This window comes from Cobetia sp. MMG027 (assembly GCF_027947415.1).
Taxonomy (GTDB): domain Bacteria; phylum Pseudomonadota; class Gammaproteobacteria; order Pseudomonadales; family Halomonadaceae; genus Cobetia; species Cobetia marina.
In genome coordinates, this window is the sequence record NZ_JAQJIO010000013.1 from 41665 (window position 1) to 60078 (window position 18414).

18 protein-coding genes and 1 tRNA gene are annotated in these 18414 nt (G+C 64.3%); 15 read left to right on the top strand and 4 right to left on the bottom strand.

Annotation, left to right across the window (positions count from 1 at the left end):
* Positions 1 to 2: 2 nt before the first annotated feature.
* Positions 3 to 260: a 50S ribosomal protein L27 gene (rpmA, locus tag PJK54_RS16310; protein ID WP_043335969.1), complete on the bottom strand. Its 258-nt coding sequence runs from the start codon at positions 258 to 260 to the stop codon at positions 3 to 5.
* A 33-nt stretch (positions 261 to 293) separates the two neighbouring features.
* Entirely contained in the window at positions 294 to 605 is a 312-nt protein-coding gene (gene rplU / locus PJK54_RS16315) for a 50S ribosomal protein L21 (protein WP_065392479.1), read from the bottom strand.
* A gap of 283 nt (positions 606 to 888) precedes the next feature.
* Between rplU and ispB the strand changes: the two genes are divergently transcribed.
* From ispB to PJK54_RS16330, 3 genes are all read left to right on the top strand, one after another.
* Positions 889 to 1878: an octaprenyl diphosphate synthase gene (gene ispB / locus PJK54_RS16320; RefSeq protein WP_271303372.1), complete on the top strand. Its 990-nt coding sequence runs from the start codon at positions 889 to 891 to the stop codon at positions 1876 to 1878.
* A 201-nt stretch (positions 1879 to 2079) separates the two neighbouring features.
* A tRNA-Pro gene (locus PJK54_RS16325) sits at positions 2080 to 2156 on the top strand.
* A gap of 122 nt (positions 2157 to 2278) precedes the next feature.
* Positions 2279 to 2509 (top strand): hypothetical protein, encoded by a 231-nt coding sequence (locus tag PJK54_RS16330; RefSeq protein ID WP_077373415.1) that lies wholly within the window; start codon positions 2279 to 2281, stop codon positions 2507 to 2509.
* Between the two features lie 14 nt (positions 2510 to 2523).
* Here PJK54_RS16330 and PJK54_RS16335 read toward each other — a convergent pair whose 3' ends face one another.
* Positions 2524 to 2784 carry a hypothetical protein gene (locus PJK54_RS16335; RefSeq protein WP_077373412.1) on the bottom strand — a complete coding sequence of 87 codons (261 nt, stop codon included), beginning with the start codon at positions 2782 to 2784 and terminating at the stop codon, positions 2524 to 2526.
* Positions 2785 to 2962: 178 nt separating this feature from the next.
* Between PJK54_RS16335 and PJK54_RS16340 the strand changes: the two genes are divergently transcribed.
* From PJK54_RS16340 to PJK54_RS16350, 3 genes are all read left to right on the top strand, one after another.
* On the top strand, positions 2963 to 3820 hold the full coding sequence (locus PJK54_RS16340; RefSeq protein WP_271303373.1) for a TlpA disulfide reductase family protein: 858 nt from the start codon (positions 2963 to 2965) through the stop codon (positions 3818 to 3820).
* A gap of 183 nt (positions 3821 to 4003) precedes the next feature.
* Positions 4004 to 6946: an RNA polymerase-associated protein RapA gene (gene rapA / locus PJK54_RS16345; protein ID WP_077373406.1), complete on the top strand. Its 2943-nt coding sequence runs from the start codon at positions 4004 to 4006 to the stop codon at positions 6944 to 6946.
* A gap of 166 nt (positions 6947 to 7112) precedes the next feature.
* Positions 7113 to 7877, top strand: coding sequence for a pseudouridine synthase (locus tag PJK54_RS16350; protein ID WP_271303374.1), 765 nt, complete (start codon positions 7113 to 7115; stop codon positions 7875 to 7877).
* 66 nt (positions 7878 to 7943) lie between these two features.
* On the opposite strand, the gene PJK54_RS16355 is transcribed toward PJK54_RS16350, so the two are convergent.
* On the bottom strand, positions 7944 to 8876 hold the full coding sequence (locus tag PJK54_RS16355) for a TIGR01777 family oxidoreductase (RefSeq protein ID WP_271303375.1): 933 nt from the start codon (positions 8874 to 8876) through the stop codon (positions 7944 to 7946).
* A 159-nt stretch (positions 8877 to 9035) separates the two neighbouring features.
* On the opposite strand from PJK54_RS16355, the gene PJK54_RS16360 reads away from it, so the two are divergent.
* The 9 genes from PJK54_RS16360 (at position 9036) to PJK54_RS16400 (ending at position 18413) form a co-directional block, all read left to right on the top strand.
* On the top strand, positions 9036 to 10187 hold the full coding sequence (locus tag PJK54_RS16360; protein WP_271303376.1) for an NAD(P)/FAD-dependent oxidoreductase: 1152 nt from the start codon (positions 9036 to 9038) through the stop codon (positions 10185 to 10187).
* Between the two features lie 52 nt (positions 10188 to 10239).
* The gene (locus PJK54_RS16365) at positions 10240 to 10626 is read left to right on the top strand and encodes a sirohydrochlorin chelatase (RefSeq protein WP_084207753.1); all 387 of its coding nucleotides are present in this window, start codon (positions 10240 to 10242) and stop codon (positions 10624 to 10626) included.
* A 272-nt stretch (positions 10627 to 10898) separates the two neighbouring features.
* Entirely contained in the window at positions 10899 to 11810 is a 912-nt protein-coding gene (locus tag PJK54_RS16370) for a MerR family transcriptional regulator (protein ID WP_077373395.1), read from the top strand.
* A 51-nt stretch (positions 11811 to 11861) separates the two neighbouring features.
* Positions 11862 to 13412 carry a deoxyribodipyrimidine photo-lyase gene (gene phrB, locus PJK54_RS16375; protein WP_271303377.1) on the top strand — a complete coding sequence of 517 codons (1551 nt, stop codon included), beginning with the start codon at positions 11862 to 11864 and terminating at the stop codon, positions 13410 to 13412.
* A 68-nt stretch (positions 13413 to 13480) separates the two neighbouring features.
* Positions 13481 to 13984, top strand: a complete 504-nt coding sequence (locus tag PJK54_RS16380; protein ID WP_271303378.1) for a nuclear transport factor 2 family protein — start codon at positions 13481 to 13483, stop codon at positions 13982 to 13984.
* A gap of 86 nt (positions 13985 to 14070) precedes the next feature.
* Positions 14071 to 14871 carry an SDR family NAD(P)-dependent oxidoreductase gene (locus PJK54_RS16385; RefSeq protein ID WP_271303379.1) on the top strand — a complete coding sequence of 267 codons (801 nt, stop codon included), beginning with the start codon at positions 14071 to 14073 and terminating at the stop codon, positions 14869 to 14871.
* Positions 14872 to 14945: 74 nt separating this feature from the next.
* Positions 14946 to 16292, top strand: a complete 1347-nt coding sequence (locus tag PJK54_RS16390) for an NAD(P)/FAD-dependent oxidoreductase (RefSeq protein WP_136939715.1) — start codon at positions 14946 to 14948, stop codon at positions 16290 to 16292.
* Positions 16289 to 17119 (top strand): DUF1365 domain-containing protein, encoded by an 831-nt coding sequence (locus PJK54_RS16395; RefSeq protein WP_077373383.1) that lies wholly within the window; start codon positions 16289 to 16291, stop codon positions 17117 to 17119. Before PJK54_RS16390 ends, PJK54_RS16395 begins: the two co-directional genes overlap by 4 nt.
* A 10-nt stretch (positions 17120 to 17129) precedes the next feature.
* Positions 17130 to 18413 (top strand): SAM-dependent methyltransferase, encoded by a 1284-nt coding sequence (locus PJK54_RS16400; protein ID WP_271303380.1) that lies wholly within the window; start codon positions 17130 to 17132, stop codon positions 18411 to 18413.
* Position 18414: the final 1 nt, after the last annotated feature.

Consider the following 18414-nt stretch of genomic DNA (forward strand, 5'->3'; position numbering starts at 1 on the left):
TTTCAGGCAGAAACGATGCTGACGAACTTGCGGTTCTTCGGACCCTTGGTCTCGAACTTCACGTGGCCGTCGGCCAGAGCGAAGAGAGTGTGGTCCTTGCCGATGCCAACACCAGTACCGGCGTGGAAACGGGTGCCGCGCTGACGCACGATGATGTTGCCGGCGATAGCCGCTTGGCCACCGAACAGCTTCACACCAAGGCGCTTGGATTCAGAATCGCGACCGTTGCGGGTAGAGCCCGCCGCCTTCTTATGTGCCATTGGATAATTCTCCTATGGTGGGTAGCGCTGCAATTACGCAGAGATACCAGTGATCTTGACTTCGGTGAACCACTGACGGTGGCCCGCACGACGCATGGAGTGCTTCCGGCGACGGAACTTGATGATGGTGACCTTGTCGCCACGGCCGTGAGACACGACCTCGGCAGCAACCTTGGCACCTTCAACCAGCGGAGCGCCGACCTTGATGTCGTCGCCTTCAGCGACCATCAGGACTTCGTCGAACTGGATAGTTTCGCCAGTGGCGACTTCAAGCTTCTCGAGCTTCAGGGTCTGGCCTTCCTGAACGCGGTACTGCTTGCCACCGCTCTTGATAACTGCGTACATGATTCTCTCCATCGAACTCATCAAGGGTGTGCTCTTGGGTGGCCTGCTGCGAGTGGCGCCCCTTCTGGAGCCATCTGACAGGGAGCGGGATGAGTCACGGCCGCGTATTATAGCGCCGCGTGCCGCGATCGACAAGCAATGTCAAGATGCACACGTCCGACCCGCCGCCAGCCTGCATCCCTGCGCGGGTGCACGCCTTGACGGCCATAGGGGTGCCCCATAGCATAACCGGCAAATGGCACGCCACGGCGGCCTCACCTCTCGCTACGGGCACGACGACCTCATGCAAGCCGACGCATCGACCCTTCACGCGGCAGTGGCAGATGACTTCGCCGCCGTAGACCGCACCATTCTCGCGCAGCTCGAGTCGCGCGTGCCGCTGGTCCAGACCATCGGTCAGTACATCATCCAGAGTGGTGGCAAGCGCCTGCGCCCGGTCCTGGTGCTGCTGGCAGCCCGCGCACTCGGCTATCAGGGTGATCGCCACATCAACCTGGCCGCACTGATCGAGTTCATGCACACCTCGACACTGCTGCACGATGATGTCGTCGACGAGTCCAGTCTGCGTCGCGGTCGCTCCACCGCCAATGACACCTGGGGCAATGCGCCCTCCGTGCTGGTCGGTGACTTCCTCTATTCCCGCTCTTTCCAGATGATGGTGGAAGTCGGCTCGATGGACGTGATGGCGATTCTCTCCGCCGCCACCTGCACCATCGCCGAAGGCGAGGTCCTGCAGCTGACCAACATCGGCAATGCCGACATCGATGAAGCCGCCTACTTCGAGACCATCCACGGCAAGACCGCCATGCTGTTCGAGGCAGCCGCGCATGCCGGGGCGATACTCGCCCAGGAAGCGGATGGCACCGTCACGGCGGCACAGGTCAGCGCGCTGCAGAACTATGGCCGCTACCTGGGCCTCGCCTTCCAGCTCATCGATGACCTGCTCGACTATCAGGGCGACGCCGAGACCATGGGCAAGAATGTCGGTGATGACCTGGCCGAGGGCAAGCCGACCCTGCCGTTGATTCGCGCCATGCAGGTCGGCAGCCCGGCGCAGGCCAGCCTGGTACGTGGCGCCATCGAGAAGGGCGGACTGGAGCAGCTGGATGAGGTGCTGGAAGTCGTGCGCCTCACGGGCGGCCTCGACTATACCCGCAGCCGCGCCCAGGAAATGGCTGACAATGCTCTGACGGAACTCAAGGCATTGCCAGAAAGCGACTTCCGCGCCAGCCTCGAACGCATCGCGCTGTTGAGTGTCGGCCGTCAGGCCTGATCCCCCTTTCAGCCACGGGGAGACAGACCACCAGCAGGAAAACGTGACGAGAAGTACCGGCAGGATGAGGTGAAGAGAAGCGCGCTTCTCGACAGCCGAATTGCCCCTTGAGACATCGATAAAACTTTTTGACCTCAAGGGCTTGCAAAGCAAAGCTGTCTGCGTATAATTCACCTCCGTCGAGACAAGCTCACGACGCATCGGAGTATAGCTCAGCTTGGTAGAGCGCTGCCTTCGGGAGGCAGAGGTCGTAGGTTCGAATCCTGCTACTCCGACCAGATATCTGAAAAAGCCGCTGATCACTGATCAGCGGCTTTTTTGATGCTGGAAGGTTTTCCTGCGGCTGATGCTGCCCAGTGACGAACTCCCCTCCAATGCCTTACATCCCTCAGGATGCCACATGCACACACTGCGCCTTGCCATGCTGTCCCTGCTGCTCACCTCCCTGCTCTCCGCCTGCGCCTCCACCCGTACCCAATGGGAGAAGCCCGGTGCCAACAGCACGGAGGCTCACAACACCTGGGCCGGCTGCCAGTACGAACTTGGCCTGACGGACAAGTCAGACAACGAGAAACAGACGCTGCTGAAGTACTGCATGGAGCGTGAAGGCTACCGACTGCAGAGCTACTGAGTCGCTCACCTGCGTCAATCGGACATCCAGGTGTCACTCGCCTTGCGGGCCCGCTCGCGACCAGCACGTTCTCGGTCGCGGCGGGCCTTTTGCTTGAGGTAGTAACTGCGCAGCGCCAGCCCCAGTCCACAGGCAAGCATCAGGGCGAACACCAGCCCCTGCCACGGGCGGGCGGCATCCCCCAGCCAGGTTTCCAGCGCGACGATGGCGATAAGGCCGGCGGCCTGACTGGCAACGGCGATCGCACGGCTACGGTCATAATGATGTGAAAGCATGGGGATATCCCTGGAGCGTCCTCGGCGCCAGAGCAATGCTCAGCGCGCGAGGCGTGGATGTCGAAGTCCGTCGATTATCGCATACTCGAGCCTCGCGACTGCAGCGCCGGCCAAGCGCCGCTCGACAGGTAGTGCTGACCCGAATGCCCCTTCCCGGAAACCGCCAAAGGATAACCGCATGGATGCCATCGCTCTGGGCCCTGCCCTGATTTCCGTCGAACGCCTCTATGCCTTCGTGGCAGCCCTGGTGATGCTGATCGAGTTCTCGCTGCTGATTCGTCTACTGGCGCGCATGCACGCCAGGGGCACGACCGCGCCCGCTCACGACTCTTCACCGCTGAGCCCCTCGCGCTGGTTCAATCGCATGCTGGTCAGCTGGGTGATCGGTGCGCGCCTCACTTACGTCGCCCTGCACTGGGCAAGTTATCAGCAGACACCGCTGGATATTCTCAAGCTGTGGCAACCGGGCTACCACCTGCTCGGCGGCATGCTGGCCGCGACCCTGGCCAGCCTGTGGCTGCTGCGCCGGCATGGCGTGATTCGCCAGGTCATCGCGCTGGGCAGTCTGACTCTGGGCCTGACCGCTTTCCTCGGCCTCAAGCAGCTCGACCCGCTAGGCAGCACGCATTCCATCGAGCGCATGCCGTCGATCACCCTGCATCATCTGGATCGTCGCCCGGTATCGCTGGATGAGGTCCGCAATCAGCGCGTGATCGTCAATCTGTGGGCTACCTGGTGCCCGCCCTGCCGCCGGGAGATGCCGCTGCTGGCCGAGGTGGACGCCCGGCCGGATGTCACCGTGGTGCTGGCCAATCAGGGCGAACAGGCGCTCGCGGTCACTCGTTTCCTAAAGAGTGAGCGACTCACGCTGGAGTTCGCCCTGCTGGACCCCGCCATGCAGCTGATGGGGCTCGCCGACGCACAGGGCCTGCCCGCCACCCTGATATTCGATGGCGAAGGCCGCCTGATCGAACGCCACATCGGCGAGCTGAGCCGCGCCCAGCTGCAGGCGCTGATGCCCCCGTCCGGATCGTGACGGACACTCTCCCCCAAATCATGAGAGAAGGCCTCATGCCATGGGTGCACCACGCCCAGTGATGACACGAGAGGACAAAGACGCCTCACAAGGACAAAAGGCGCTTAAGCCACGGCGCGTGATCCGGTAAGATACCGCGCCCCTGTATTCCCGATTCCCGTCTTTGTCCTACCCCGAGGCATCATGAGCGACTTCATTCCCGGTCAGCGCTGGATCAGTGATGGTGAGGCCGATCTCGGCCTTGGCACGATCCTCAATGTCGATTTCCGCACGGTTACCGTCCTCTTTGCCGCCAGCGAAGAAACCCGCACCTACAGCCTCCGCGAGGCGCCCCTGACCCGAGTCGCCTTCGGCAATGGCGACCGCATCCAGTCCGACGATGGCGAATGGCTGATCGTCGATGATTCCAAGGAAGTGCGCGGCCAGATCCTCTACATCTGTGAACGTGAAGGCGAAAGCGCCGGCGAGCTGCTCGAGCTTCCCGAGGCACGCCTCAACGACAAGATGCAGTTCAACCAGGCCCGTGACCGCCTGCTGACCGGCCAGGTCGACCGCAATGACTGGTTCGACCTGCGTTACCGCACCCTGCGCCACTTCCATCGTGTCGAGCAGAGCCCCGCGCTGGGCCTCTCCGGCCCCAAGGTCGACCTGGTACCGCACCAGCTGTACATCGCCGATGAGGTCTCCCGCCGTCACGCACCGCGCGTGCTGCTGGCCGATGAAGTCGGCCTGGGCAAGACCATCGAAGCCGGTCTGATCCTGCATCGCCTGCTGCTCAGCGGTCGTGCCCGTCGCGCCCTGATCCTGGTACCGGCGAGCCTGACCCACCAGTGGCTGGTCGAGATGCTGCGCCGCTTCGCGCTGGATGTCTCGCTGCTCGATGAAGAGCAATGCAAGGCCCACGGCACGCGCAACCCCTTCGAAGGCAACCAGATCATTCTGGCCAGCCAGGACTGGCTGTTCGCCAACCCGTCGCGTCAGGTCCAGGCTGCCGCCTGCGACTGGGACATGCTGATCGTCGATGAAGCCCACCACCTCGACTGGAGCGAAGACAAGGTCGGCCCGGGCTATGCCTGCGTCGAATCACTCGCTCGCCAGACCGCCGGTGTGCTGCTGCTGACCGCCACACCGGAGCAGATGGGGCTGGAGAGCCACTTCGCGCGCCTGCGCCTGCTCGACCCGGAGCGCTACCACGACCTGGAGCGCTTCAAGGCCGAGGAAGAGGGTTACGTCGCCGTGGCCTCGGCCATCGACAGCCTGGACGCCCTGCCGACTGACACCAGCGGCCTGGACAGCCTGACCGCCGTGCTGGATGACGGCGACAGCCGCGCCCTGCTCGAGACCCTGATGGACAGCGACAGCGATGACGCCCAGCGCGACAGCGCCCGTCGTCAGCTGCGTGACCAGCTGCTCGACCGCCACGGCACCGGCCGCGTGATGTTCCGCAACTCGCGCACCCACGTCGAAGGCTTCCCCGAGCGTCGTCTGCACGTCCATGAGCTGGAGTTGCCCTCCTCCTACCGGCGTGTGGTGCGCAAGCTGGAGCGTGACGAGGACTACCTCGATGACCTGCTGATCGAGACCGGCATGAACCACCCCGAGGTGGTGCTGTTCCTCGACGAGATGTACCGCGCCCTGCCTGATGACCGCATGAACGCCGAGCCCTGGTGGCAGATCGACCCGCGCGTCATGTGGCTGCTGGAAACCCTGACCGACCTCGGCAACGAGAAGGCGCTGGTGATCTGTCACACCGCCGATACCGCGCGTGAGCTGTCCGAAGGTCTGCGCGTGCTGGGCGGCGTGCATGCACCGGTCTTCCATGAGGGCATGAGCCTGGTCGAGCGTGATCGCGCCGCCGCCGCCTTTGCCTCCGAGGAAGAAGGCGTGCAATTGCTGGTGTGCTCGGAAATCGGCTCGGAAGGCCGCAATTTCCAGTTCTGCCACCACCTGGTGATGTTCGACCTGCCGGTGCATCCGGACCAGCTCGAGCAGCGCATCGGGCGTCTGGACCGCATCGGCCAGCAGTTCCCGATCGAGATCCACGTACCGGTCTTCGAAGGCTCACCGGGCGCCCAGCTGCTGCGCTGGTACCGCGATGGCATGGACGCCTTCAGTGCGCCCCACGGCATCGGCAGCGAGCTGTATTCCCAGTTCGGTGACGAGCTGGAAGAAGCCCTGCTCGACAGCGAAGAGATCGACAGCATCATCGAGCAGACCCGCGAACGCTTCGACGCCCTGCAGGCCGAGCGCCAGTCCGGTCGCAACCGTCTGCTGGAACTCAATGCCTGTCGTCACGAGCGCGCCGCGGAAGTCATCGCCGCCATCGAGACACTGGACAACGACAAGGCGCTGCCGGGCTATCTGGAGCGCGCCTTCGACATCTTCGGCATCGAGAGCCGGGACCTCGGCGATGGCATCACCTATCTGGCGCCAGGCCCGCACATGCTCGACGGCCTGCCGGGGCTGGTGAAGGGCGAGGAAGGCTTCAGCGTCACCAGCGACCGCGCCACGGCGCTGTCACGCGAAGATGTCCAGCATCTGTCGTGGGAGCACCCGCTGGTCCGCGAGATGCTGGTGCGCATCATCGATGGCTCCATGGGCAACACGGCGCTGGCACTGCTCAAGCACCCGGCGATCCCGGGCGGTCGCCTGATGACGGAAGTGGTGTTCCGCACCCAGTCCACCGCACCGCGCGGCTTGCGCCTGGGTCGCTTCCTGCCACCGACCGCCATCCGGGTGCTGCTGGATGAAAACGGCAGCAACCTGTCCGACAAGGTCTCCTTCGGCGGGCTGGCCAAGAACCTCAAGCCGGTCAAGAAGGCGGTCGCACGTGATCTGATCAAGCAGAGCCACGCGACACTGCGCAAGCTGATGAGCGATGCCGAGCAGGAAGCCGAGCGCGAACTGCCGAGCATCGTCGAGCAGGCCCAGCAGCAGATGCGTGAGCAGCTCAGTGCAGAGCTCGCCCGCCTCGAAGCATTGGCCAGCCACAACCCGTCGGTGCGCGAGGAAGAGCTGGAAGCGCTGCGCCAGGAGCGTGCCGCTCTCGATGGCGCCATCGAGACCACGCGTCTGCGTCTGGACAGCGTGCGCGTCATCGTCACCGTGGATGCTCACGAACGTTGATCTGCCCGCGCCGTGATGTCAGGTAGCCCCTGACGTCACGGCGTGCCAATGACGCAAGAAAAGCGCCCCACCTGCCATCGGCAAGTGGGGCGCTTTTCATTGTGAGTCGCCGAAAGCGTTATTCTTGGGCCTGACCGACCAACCCCTACCACCTTAGAGCACCGTCATGGCGACATCACATCCAGAAAGCCGACCCGACACCACGACCGAGCATGGCTGGCAGGGACAACGCCTTGCCGAGGAGGTCGCGCGTGTCGAGGGAGTGGGGCTGACGCTGCTGGCGGCAGGCGATGACTGGTGGGCGATCGACAAGCCGGCCGAGCTGCCCTCGGTACCGGGCCGCGACCCTTCACGCTTCGACAGCGTCCATTCGCGCCTGTGCCGGTTGAGCGAGGACACCCGTGCCGTGCATCGGCTGGATGTGGCAACTTCCGGGGTGCTACTGGTGGCGCGCAATGTCGAGGGACAGCGGCGGCTGTCGCGTCTCTTCCAGTCGCGCACCCTCGAGAAACGCTACGTGGCCGTGGTGGCAGGGCATCTCACGCCCGACGAGGGCAGCATCGCCCTGCCGCTGCGCTGTGACTGGCCGCGCAGACCGCGGCAGATCGTCGACTTCCTCCATGGCAAACCGGCACTGACGCACTATCAGATCGAGCGTCACCTGATGCTCGATGGCCAGCGCCCGGATGGCTCGCCTCAGACCCTCGCCGCCAGCCGTGTCCTGCTGACACCTCATACCGGGCGCTCGCATCAGCTGCGCCTGCATATGCTGGCGCTCGGCCATCCCATCATCGGTGATGGCTTCTATGCACGCGGCGCGGCACTGAATGCCAGCCCTCGCCTGCTGCTGCATGCCGCACAGCTGGTGATTCCGTCAGCGACAGGCAGCGACGCGCCATCGCTGGTGCTGAACGCTCCGCTGCCGTTCTAGCCGCCAGGTTCTGGCCAGGAGGCTCTAGCCCCCAGGGGCAAGTCCTGCAGCATCAGGCCCCGGCCTTCACTTTCTCAGGATGTCGGCGAAGGCCACGTCGAGGGTCGGGTAGTCGAAGGTGAAGCCTGCGGCCAGCAGGCGCGCCGGCACCATGCGGGCGCCCTCCAGCAATAGCGTGCTCATCTCTCCCAACCCCAGCTTGAGGGCCTTGGCCGGCAGCGGCAGGATCGCTGGGCGCCCCAGACCGCGCGCCAAGGCGTGGGTAAAGCCCATGTTGGTGACCGGATGCGGTGCACTGGCATTGAAGGCCCCACTCAAGTCCTCATCCTCCAGCAGACGCTCGATGATGCGGATCAGATCTTGGCGGTGGATCCACGGCATGTAGTGACGGCCATCGCCGAGACGCCCACCCAAGCCGAACTTGAAGGGCGTCAACAACTTGGCGAGCGTTCCGCCATCCGCTTCCATCACCAGACCGATGCGGATGATCGCCAGGCGAACACCACAGTCCGAGACTGGCATGGCGGCCGCTTCCCAGTCGCGACACAGGCGATGATTGAAGTCATCGTGAGGCGTTGCCTGCTCGTCGATCTCGACATCACCCGGCTCGCCCGCCTTGGGCTGCGCGCCGTAATACCCCATCGCCGAACCGGATACCATCACCTGGGGAGCCTGCCCCTCAGCCGCCAGTTGCTGACACAGCAGCACCAGATGCTCGGTGGTTTCCAGCCGCGAGCGACGCAGCTCTTGCTTGTGATCCTCGCTCCAGCGCCTCCCGGCAATCGATTCCCCCGCCAGATTGACGATGCCCTGTGGCTGCCAGTCCTTGAACATCAGCGCCGAATCCGCCGCCTTCAGGGTGATGCCCAGTTCGGCGAACTGCCGCTCGGCCCGCTCCGGACGACGTGACACCACTGCCAGCTCATGCCCGGCCGCGGCCAGTGAGCGGCAGAGTGCCTGACCGACAAATCCCGTTGCCCCCGTGATCAAGATTCGCATGCTGTCCTCCTCGGCGGTGAAGCATCGAGTGTGCCAACTCTTGCCATGAATCTATACCTTTATTGTACAATCCTGCACAAGAAGTTAACTTCAAGGGATGCCGGCGTCATTTCATGCTGCATCCTCCCGGTCCATCTTCCCCAGCAGGAGTCCTGCCTGATGTCAGTATCGTCCATCGCCATCATCGGTGCCGGTATCGCCGGTCTCTCTGCTGCTTCGTACCTGGCAGCGCAGGGTCACGCGGTGACGATCTTCGAGAAGGGACGCGGCCCGGGCGGGCGTCTGGCCAGTCGGCGCACTCCCCACGGCCCCCTCGACATCGGCGCTCAGTATTTCACCGCGCGTGATCCGCGCTTCCAGTCAGCGCTCGAGACATGGCGGGCAGACGGTATCGTCGCCCCCTGGGGTGACAGGCTGTTGCGTCTGGGCAAGACAGCGTCTGACACGCAGGAATGGCAGCGGCTTCGCGATGATTCTGCCCGCTATGTGGCCAGTCCGCGCATGAGCGCCCTGAGCCGCCACCTGAGCGAGGAGCTGCCGGCCAATGCCACCCTGCACACTCGCCTGCGCATCACACGCCTGGTCCGCGATGAAGCGGCGGGCGGCAAGGTTCGCTGGCAGCTTGAGGACCGGGACGGCGAGCGGCATGGTCCCTTTGATCATGTGATGATCACCGCCCCGGCCCCTCAGGCCCGTGCTCTGCTGAATGACGCCGGCACCGACGCTGAAGGCAACGTGCCGGCCTCGGCGCAACAGACTCCACACTCTCTGGCGCCTGAGCTGAGCGCCCTGCTCTCGCGGATCGAGATGGCACCCACCTGGACCGTGATGGCTGCATTGGAGACACCGCTGCCGGCCCTGGCAGGCATCGAGGACTGGCAGGGGCTGCTGGTCAGTCGCGGAGATGACGCCCCACTGCGCTGCGTGATGCGACAGCATTCGCGCCCCGGCCGCCAGCCCCCCTCGGGGTCTCGCGAGACCCTGAGCCTGCTGGCCACCGCCGGCTGGAGCCAGACTCACCTGGAAGACTCGCCTGAGGACATCTGCGCGGCACTCTGGCAAGCCTTCACGGCACTGCCCGAGATCCAGGCGCTGGGCGAGGACTGGAGTGAAGACAAGGTATCGCTCACGGCCCATCGCTGGCGCTATGCTCATCCGACCCGCTGCGCACCTCAGGCAATGCCCGCCTCGCCGATGAGCCAGCACGGTCTGAGCCTGGCGGGCGATGCACTGAAAGGACCGCGAGTCGAAGATGCCTGGCTGTCAGGACGCGAAGCGGCAGAGCGACTGGCTGACGCGCTGAACTCATGAGCCCGCGAGTTCAGAGAACTGACCCACGATCCCCCCATGACAGGAAGCCCTCATGAGCAAGACGGAACACCAGGATGATGCCTTGATCCTGCTGGCGCATGGCTCGCGTGATCCACGCTGGCGCGAGCCCTTCGAGGCACTCGAGACCTCGCTCGCCAGTCGCCTGAAGCGCCCGACACGTCTGGCCTACATGGAGTTGTGTGACCCGCTGCTGACCGACACCATCGACGCCCTGGCGGCGGACGGTGCGGCGCGTATCGACATCCTGCCGCTGTTCTTTGCGGCGGGCCGCCATCTGCGCGAAGACGTCCCCGCCATGCTCGAGACATCCCGCCAGCAGCATCCGGATTGTCCGATCACGTTGCTGGACCCGGTGGGTGCCCATCCAGCGTTTGTCGAGGCCTTGATCGAGATTGTGGAGCAACAGGACAACGCATGATGACCCGATGACCCGAGAGAGACTGCGAACCGGAAAGGCTCTGCGATGCCACCTTCAGGCCTGCGCGTCGAATATGCGACGTGAATTGACGCGTGATGCCACTTGTCAGGCCGAGGCGGCTGCGCCATCCTGAGCCCCACATGTACAGCTAATGCACAAGATGCATTGCCGGCATCCCGCAGCGCTTCGAATGCTTCAGTTCCCACTTCTGTGCTTCGTTCCTCTTCGTGCTTCATCCGGGATGCCTCGTCACCGCAGAGGTAACACCATCCATGACTGACAAGGCCACGGAAACTGCCAGCTCGCCCCTGTTTCCGATCCGTGAAGTCTCACGCCTGACCGGCGTCAATTCGGTCACGTTGAGAGCCTGGGAGCGCCGCTACGGGTTGATCGAACCGCGCCGAACGCCCAAGGGACATCGCCTGTATGCCCGCGAGGATATCGAGCGCATCGAGCACATCCTGCAGTGGCTCAACAGGGGCGTGCCCGTCAGTCAGGTGCGGGAGCTGCTGGATCAGCCCCAGCCAGAGACGGCGCCGATGCCGGATGAAGGCAGCTGGGGCGGCCAGCAGCAACTGATCATGGCCGCCATCGACGCCCAGGATGAGTCTCGGCTGGCGGAGCTCTACAACCAGAGTCTGGCGCTGTATCCGGTCAACAGTGTGGTCGAACGCCTGTGGAAGCCGGTGGTCGAGCAGCTGGAGGAGCGTGGCACCACGACCTTCGGGGCCCGATTGGCACAATGTTTCCTCGAGAGCTTCCTGCGCTCACGTATCGGCGCCCGCCTGATGTTCGCGAATCAGGAGCGCCATGCCCCGCACATCACTCTGACGCGCCTGCCGGATGAACCGGGATTGAGCTGGCTGCTGCTGCTGGCGCTGGTCGCCAGCGATGCCGGTTATCACGTCAGCCTGCTGGATGGCCCGCTGCCCCTGGCCGAGCTGCCACTGGCCGCTGAGCGATTCCAGGCGCAGGCCGTGATCCTGGTCGGCACTCAGGCCGAGCGCAGCGATGTCATGCGCCGCCAGTTGCCGCGGGTGGCAGAACAACTCTCCGTGCCGTTGGCCATCGCTGGCCCGGCCGCCCAGATTCGCCAGCAGGAGCTGGTGGACGGGCCCCTGGAAGGTCTCGGGGCCGACCCCGTTCAAGCGGTGGTCCGCCTGAGGTCCTTGCTGGCTCGTTGATCCTCCCGAAGCTCCTGCGCGATGCACATTTTCGACCGCAAAGGAGCTTTCATGCCTGCCCCTTCTCCCACATCCCGCACTTCCACCGCCTCACGGTCTCCCGGTACGGACACCGAATCCGGGGCTGACTCCGATGCGAGCCGACAGCCTCTGCAGCTCGTGTGGCTGCGAAGCGACCTGCGCGTGCATGACAATACCGCCCTCTCGCAAGCGGCCGCACGCGGCCCGGTGGTGGCGGTGGTCATCCCCTGCTACGCCCAGTGGATGACCCATGGTCATGGTGCCAACAAGCTCGACTTCCTGCGTCGCGGTCTGCACGTCCTGCAGCAGGCACTCGCCGGCCATCACATCCCGCTCAAGGTCCTCGACTGCGACACCTTCGCGGAAGTACCCGAAGCGCTGGCCACGCTGTGCACGCAACTTGGCGTCCAGGCGCTGCACTTCAATGACGAGTACGCCGTCAATGAGCGCGAACGCGACAGACTCGTCCGCGCGCGCCTGGCCGACAGCGACATCCGCCTGCATCGCTACACTGACATGCTCGCCTTCACGCCCGGCGAACTGCTGACCGGCAAGGGCGATTACTACGGCGTCTTCACGCCCTTCTCCAAGCGCTGGCACAAGGAGATCGACGCGCGGCGTCTGGCGCTCAACGAGGCTCCCGCGGTGCAGAATGCGCCCCAAGACGCCGAGGGACGCGAGATTTCAGGAGACGCCATTCCCGCGCTTCCCGACACGCACAGCGTCGACGTGGAACATGGGCCGAGCGAGCCGCTGGAGGCGGAGCGATGGCCTGCCGGCGAGGATGCCGCCCAGGAGCGCCTGGAGCGCTTCATGACCTTCCGGGCGCGCCGCTACCACGAGCAGCGCGACCTGCCCGCCACGCGCGGCACCAGCGAACTGTCCCCCTATCTGGCGCTCGGCATGATCTCGGCTAGACAGTGCTACGCGGCGGTATTGGCGGAAAACGGCAGTCTCGCCGACGGTGATGTCGGCCTGACCACCTGGGTCAACGAGCTGATCTGGCGCGAGTTCTACCAGCACATCCTGGTCGGCTTTCCGCGCGTCAATCGCCACCGCCCCTTCCAGCGCCATACCGAAGCCCTGCAATGGCGCGATGATGACGCAGGCTTCGCCGCCTGGTGCGAAGGGCGTACCGGCTACCCCATCGTCGATGCCGCCATGCGCCAGCTGGTCGAGACCGGCTGGATGCACAATCGCCTGCGCATGGTGACGGCCATGTTCCTCACCAAGCACCTGTTGATCGACTGGCGCCGTGGTGAGGCCTACTTCTTGGCACACCTGGTGGATGGTGAATTGGGGGCCAACAATGGCGGCTGGCAGTGGGCCGCCTCGACCGGCACCGATGCCGCGCCCTATTTCCGCATCTTCAACCCCACCACCCAGGGGCAACGCTTCGACAAGGACGGCGACTTCATCGCAAGCTTCGTGCCTGAGCTGGCCGAACTTCCCGCCAAGCGTCGTCACCAGCCCACGGCTGACGACTGCCATGCCTGTGGCTACCCGCGCCCGATCGTCGACCACAAGGCCGCCCGCCAGCGAGCCCTCGATGCCTTCAAGGCGCTCACCAGAAGCGAGTGACCCTGCCAGGCGGCCTGCTGATCTCCAGCGGGCCGCTTTTTCATTGTCTCGACGTCAGGAGCACAGCCATGCAATCGCTGCCCCCCGAGATGAGCCCGGCGCTGGTTCGGGTCTGTCGCCTTTACGAAAAGCTGGACAAAACCTCTACAGAGCTGCTGAAATCAGTCTATAGTGACGATGTCGTTTTTCGCGACCCTCTGCACGAAGTTCAGGGCCTCGAAGCGCTCAACCAGTATTTCTCAGGGTTGTACACGAATGTCTCATCGATTGATTTCGTGTTTCATCATCCGCTGGGCCCGACTCGGCCAGAGCCAGCCGCCACGTCGCATGAGGCACCGAACACGTGGGAGAGCGCGGAGCAGGGACTGGCATGGTTGAGCTGGACGATGACCTATCGCCATCCGCGCCTGAACGGCGGCAGCGATATCGTGGTGGAAGGTGCCTCACGCCTCGAATTCCGACACGGCAAGGTATGTCGGCACCGTGACTTCTTCGATGCCGGCGAGCTGCTCTACGAGCAGGTGCCGTTGCTGGGCAAGGTAATCAGGCTGCTCAAGCGACGCATGGACTGATGTGCCCCCAGGCACGCAGATGACATCCCCCACCGACAGTCAAGCGGTGCGCTCATCGCGACAGGCGAACACGCCAAGGAGAGAGAATGCCCAGTCAAGCCAGGCCCCCAGCCACGACACGCAAGCGCATCTGGTTGACCGGTGCCAGCTCCGGGATCGGTGAAGGGCTGGCGCGTCGCCTGCTGGCCGATGGGCATCGTGTCGTGCTGAGCGCACGCTCCACCGACAAGCTGAAGGCCATCGCGGCCGACGCCGAACAAGGCCCCGGTGATGCACTGGTGATCACGCTGGATCTCACCGACCGTGATGCCATCCGTACGGCCGCACGACAGATCGAGGAAGACTTCGGTGGACTCGACCTGATGCTCCTCAACGCAGGTACCTGCGAATATCTGGATGCACGTGATTTCGAGGCCGATCTGATTCACCGAGTCTTCGCCACCAATTTCCAGGCAGCCGTGGATGTGATCGAGAGCGCGCTGCCCCTGCTTCGCACGGCTGCCGCGCAGGGGGGAGAGCGGCCACAGCTGGCGGCGGTGTCGAGTGCCTCGGCCTACCTGCCGCTGCCACGCGCCGAAGCCTATGGGGCTTCCAAGGCTGCAGTGAGCTACTTCCTCGAGTCGCTGCGGCTGGACCTGGATGCTCAGGGGATCGATGTCAGCGTGATTCATCCGGGCTTCGTCAAGACACCGCTGACCGAGCGCAATGACTTCCCGATGCCGATGCAGGTCACGGTCGATCAGGCCGTCGAGGCGATCGTGTCAGGGCTGGCGCGTCACCGGCTCGATATTCACTTCCCCAGGCGCTTCACGCTGCTGGTGAAGCTGCTGGGCATTCTACCGCCGACATTGCGCCGCCAGATCGGACTGCGCATGACGCGAGATTGACCGACATCAGGCATGCGAATGCCTGCCACGAACAGCATGTTTCTTGATCGCAGGTCTTCCTTCTCTGGAGTGGCATGAATACAACGACGTCACAGGCAACAGCTCCTCTTCCCCGCCAGCGGATCGCCGTCATCGGCAGCGGCATCAGCGGCATGGCAGCGGCCTACTACCTCAGTCGTCACCACGAGGTGCATGTCTTCGAGTCGGCCGAGCGTCTCGGCGGCCACACTGCGACCATGGACGTGCAGACCGCCGATGGCAGCGAATGGGCCATCGATACCGGATTCATCGTCTTCAACGACCGCACCTATCCCCACTTCCAGCGCCTGCTGGAGCGTCTCGATGTCGCCTATCAGCCCACCGAGATGAGCTTCTCGGTACACACCACCGCCGAGGACTTCGAGTACAACGGCCATACGCTGCTGTCGTTGTTCGCCCAGAAACGCAACCTGCTGCGTCCGCGCTTCTATCGACTGCTGCGTGACATCCTGCGCTTCAATCAGCAGGCCGCGGCGGACCTGGACAGCGGCAGGCTCGCCGAGGACGCGACCCTGGGCAGCTATCTCGACGCCAATGGCTACTCGCAGGTGTTTCGTGAGCATTATCTGCTGCCGATGGGCGCGGCGATCTGGTCCGCCAGCATCGCGGACATCGAGCGCTTCCCGCTGCAGTTCTTCGTGCGCTTCTTCCGCCATCACGGCCTGCTGTCGATCAACGATCGTCCCCAGTGGTTCACGCTGATCGGTGGGTCACGCAGCTACATCGCCCCGCTGACCGAGGGCTATGCCGAGCGCATTCACCTCAACAGCGAGATCCGCCAGATACGGCGCGATGTCGACGGCGTGACACTGGAGCACGTCGATGGGCGCTGCGAACGCTTCGATCAGGTGGTGCTGGCCTGTCATGCGCCTCAGGCACTGGCTCTGCTGAAAGACGCCAGCGCCCGTGAGCAGGACGTGCTCTCGGCGATCACGACCCAGCGCAATGACGTGGTGATGCACACCGACACCTCCCTGCTGCCCAGGCGCCGTGAGGCCTGGGCGAGCTGGAACTACCGTCTCGATGGGCGGGATGACGCCCAGCGAGCCAGCGTCACCTACGACATGAACATCCTGCAGCGCCTCGATGAGCGCGACTATCCGCCTCGAGAGACCTTCTGTATCACGCTCAACGACAGCGATGCCATCGACCCCGCCCTCGTACTGGGCCGTTACGCCTATGATCACCCGCGCTTCACGCTTGAGGCCGAGGCCGCCAAGCAGCGCTTCATGGAGATCTCCGGTGTCTCGCCGCGGCCCGGTGGCCCGGTGGGACGCACCCATTTCTGTGGTGCCTGGTGGCGCAACGGCTTCCATGAAGATGGCGTGTGGAGTGCATTGCGCGTCGCCGAGGCACTGGGTGCCCGCGAGGCAGACGATTGAAGGCGCCCGCCAGCCGTATCGGCTACGGCACGCTGCGCCATCGTCGCCATGCGCCGCGCCAGCATGCCTTTCGCTATCGCGTCGCGATGGCGTGGCTGGCGCTGGATGAGCTGCCGGACCTGATGGCAGGCCGGCGTCTGGCAAGCGCCAGTCGGGCGGCACCGCTGGCCTTTCGCGAGCGCGACCATCTCCCGGCAGCCCTGCACGGTCTGACGGATGGCCCATTGATCGAGCGTGTCCATGAGGCTTGTCGACGCGAGCTCGCCATGGCGGGCGATCATGCGCCCCTGCCGCAAGGCCGCATCTTCCTGCTGACCCAGCTGCGGCATTTCGGGGTGGGCTTCAATCCGATCCGACTCTATTACCTCTACCACGCGACGGGCCAGCTGGGCGCCGTGCTCGGTGAGGTGACCAACATTCCCTGGGGCGAGCGTGTGCTGTATGCCTCGCGCACCGATTCGCGACGGCGCATGCATTCGGCGCATTTCGACAAGCGCCTGCATGTCTCTCCCTTCATGCCGATGGGCATGCGCTATCACTGGCGCTTCAATGACCCCAGCAACGATGAGCTCCTGTTGCACATGGAAAATCATCCACTGGGCGAGGAAGTGACACGCAAGCCCGGGGAATCACTCTTCGATGCCAGCCTGAGCCTGCATCTGGAACCCGCGACTCCACGCGCCATGACCCGCCTGCTGCTGCGCTTCCCGTGGATGACGCTCAAGACCGTGGCAGGCATCCATTACGAGGCGCTGCGTCTGGCGCTCAAGCGCGTGCCGATCTTCGATCATCCGCGCCCTCAGCCAGAGACTCGGCATCCGTCATGAGGACATCACCATGAGCCAGTTTGAACCCGTTCCCCCCAGTCCGGTGGCAATCCCCCGTCACGATGACCGCCTGACCCGCCTGCTGCGCCCTCGGCTGCTGCGCATGCTCGACAGACTCGAGGGCGGCAGCCTGACCGTGCTGGAAGGTCGTGAGCGCCATGTGCTGGGGCAAGGGGGGCCACGTGACATCACGCTGCGCATCCACGATTCGCGCGCCTGGCGGCGCATGGCACTGGGGGGCACCGTCGCGGCGGCGGAAGCCTACATGGACGGTCAGTGGGAGACGGATGATCTGGTGGGGCTGGTGCGTCTGTTCGCCTTCAATCTGGAACAGGTCAATGACTCGGTGGACAGCGGGACCTCGCGCCTTTCCAAGTGGGCGCTGAGTGTCGCCTACGCGCTGGCGCGCAATACCCTGGCGGGCTCGAAGCGCAATATCTCGGCGCACTACGATCTTGGCAACGACCTCTTCGCGCTGTTCCTCGATCGCGAGCACCGCATGTACTCCGCGGCGGTCTTTCCGCATCCCCAGGCAGACCTCGAGGAAGCCTCGACGCACAAACTGGAGCGACTGTTCGACCTGCTGGAGCTGGAGCCACAGCATCACCTGCTGGAGATCGGTACCGGCTGGGGCGGCCTTGCCATCCATGCTGCCCGAACGCGCGGTTGTCACGTGACCACCACCACCATCTCCGATGAGCAGCATGCCTATACGGCGGCACGCATCGCCGAAGAAGGACTGGAAGACCGCATCACGCTGCTCAAGCAGGATTATCGTGCCCTCGAAGGCCGCTTCGACCGTATCGTCTCGGTGGAGATGATCGAGGCGGTCGGGCATCAGTATCTGCCGACCTACCTGAAGACTCTCGAGCGACTCCTCAAGCCCGAAGGCCTGATCGCCCTGCAGGCCATCACGATCCGTGATCAACGTTTCGCGGCCGCCAGCCGCGAGATGGATTTCATCAAGCGCTACATCTTCCCGGGCGGCTTCCTGCCCTCACATGGCGCCATACTGGGTGCCATGCAACGTGATACCCAGCTGAACCTGCTGACACTCGAGGATATCGGCCTGCATTACGCGGCCACGCTCAAGGCGTGGGGGCAGCGTTTCGAGGCACGCCTCGACGATGTCTATGCACAGGGGTATGACGAACGCTTCGTGCGGATGTGGCGCTACTACCTGGCCTACTGTGAAGGGGGCTTCCGGGAGCGCACCATCGGCACCTGTCAGCTGCTGCTGGGAGGTCCTGGCGCCCGCCCGGTGCAGGTGGGACTCAAGGACTGGAACGCCTGAA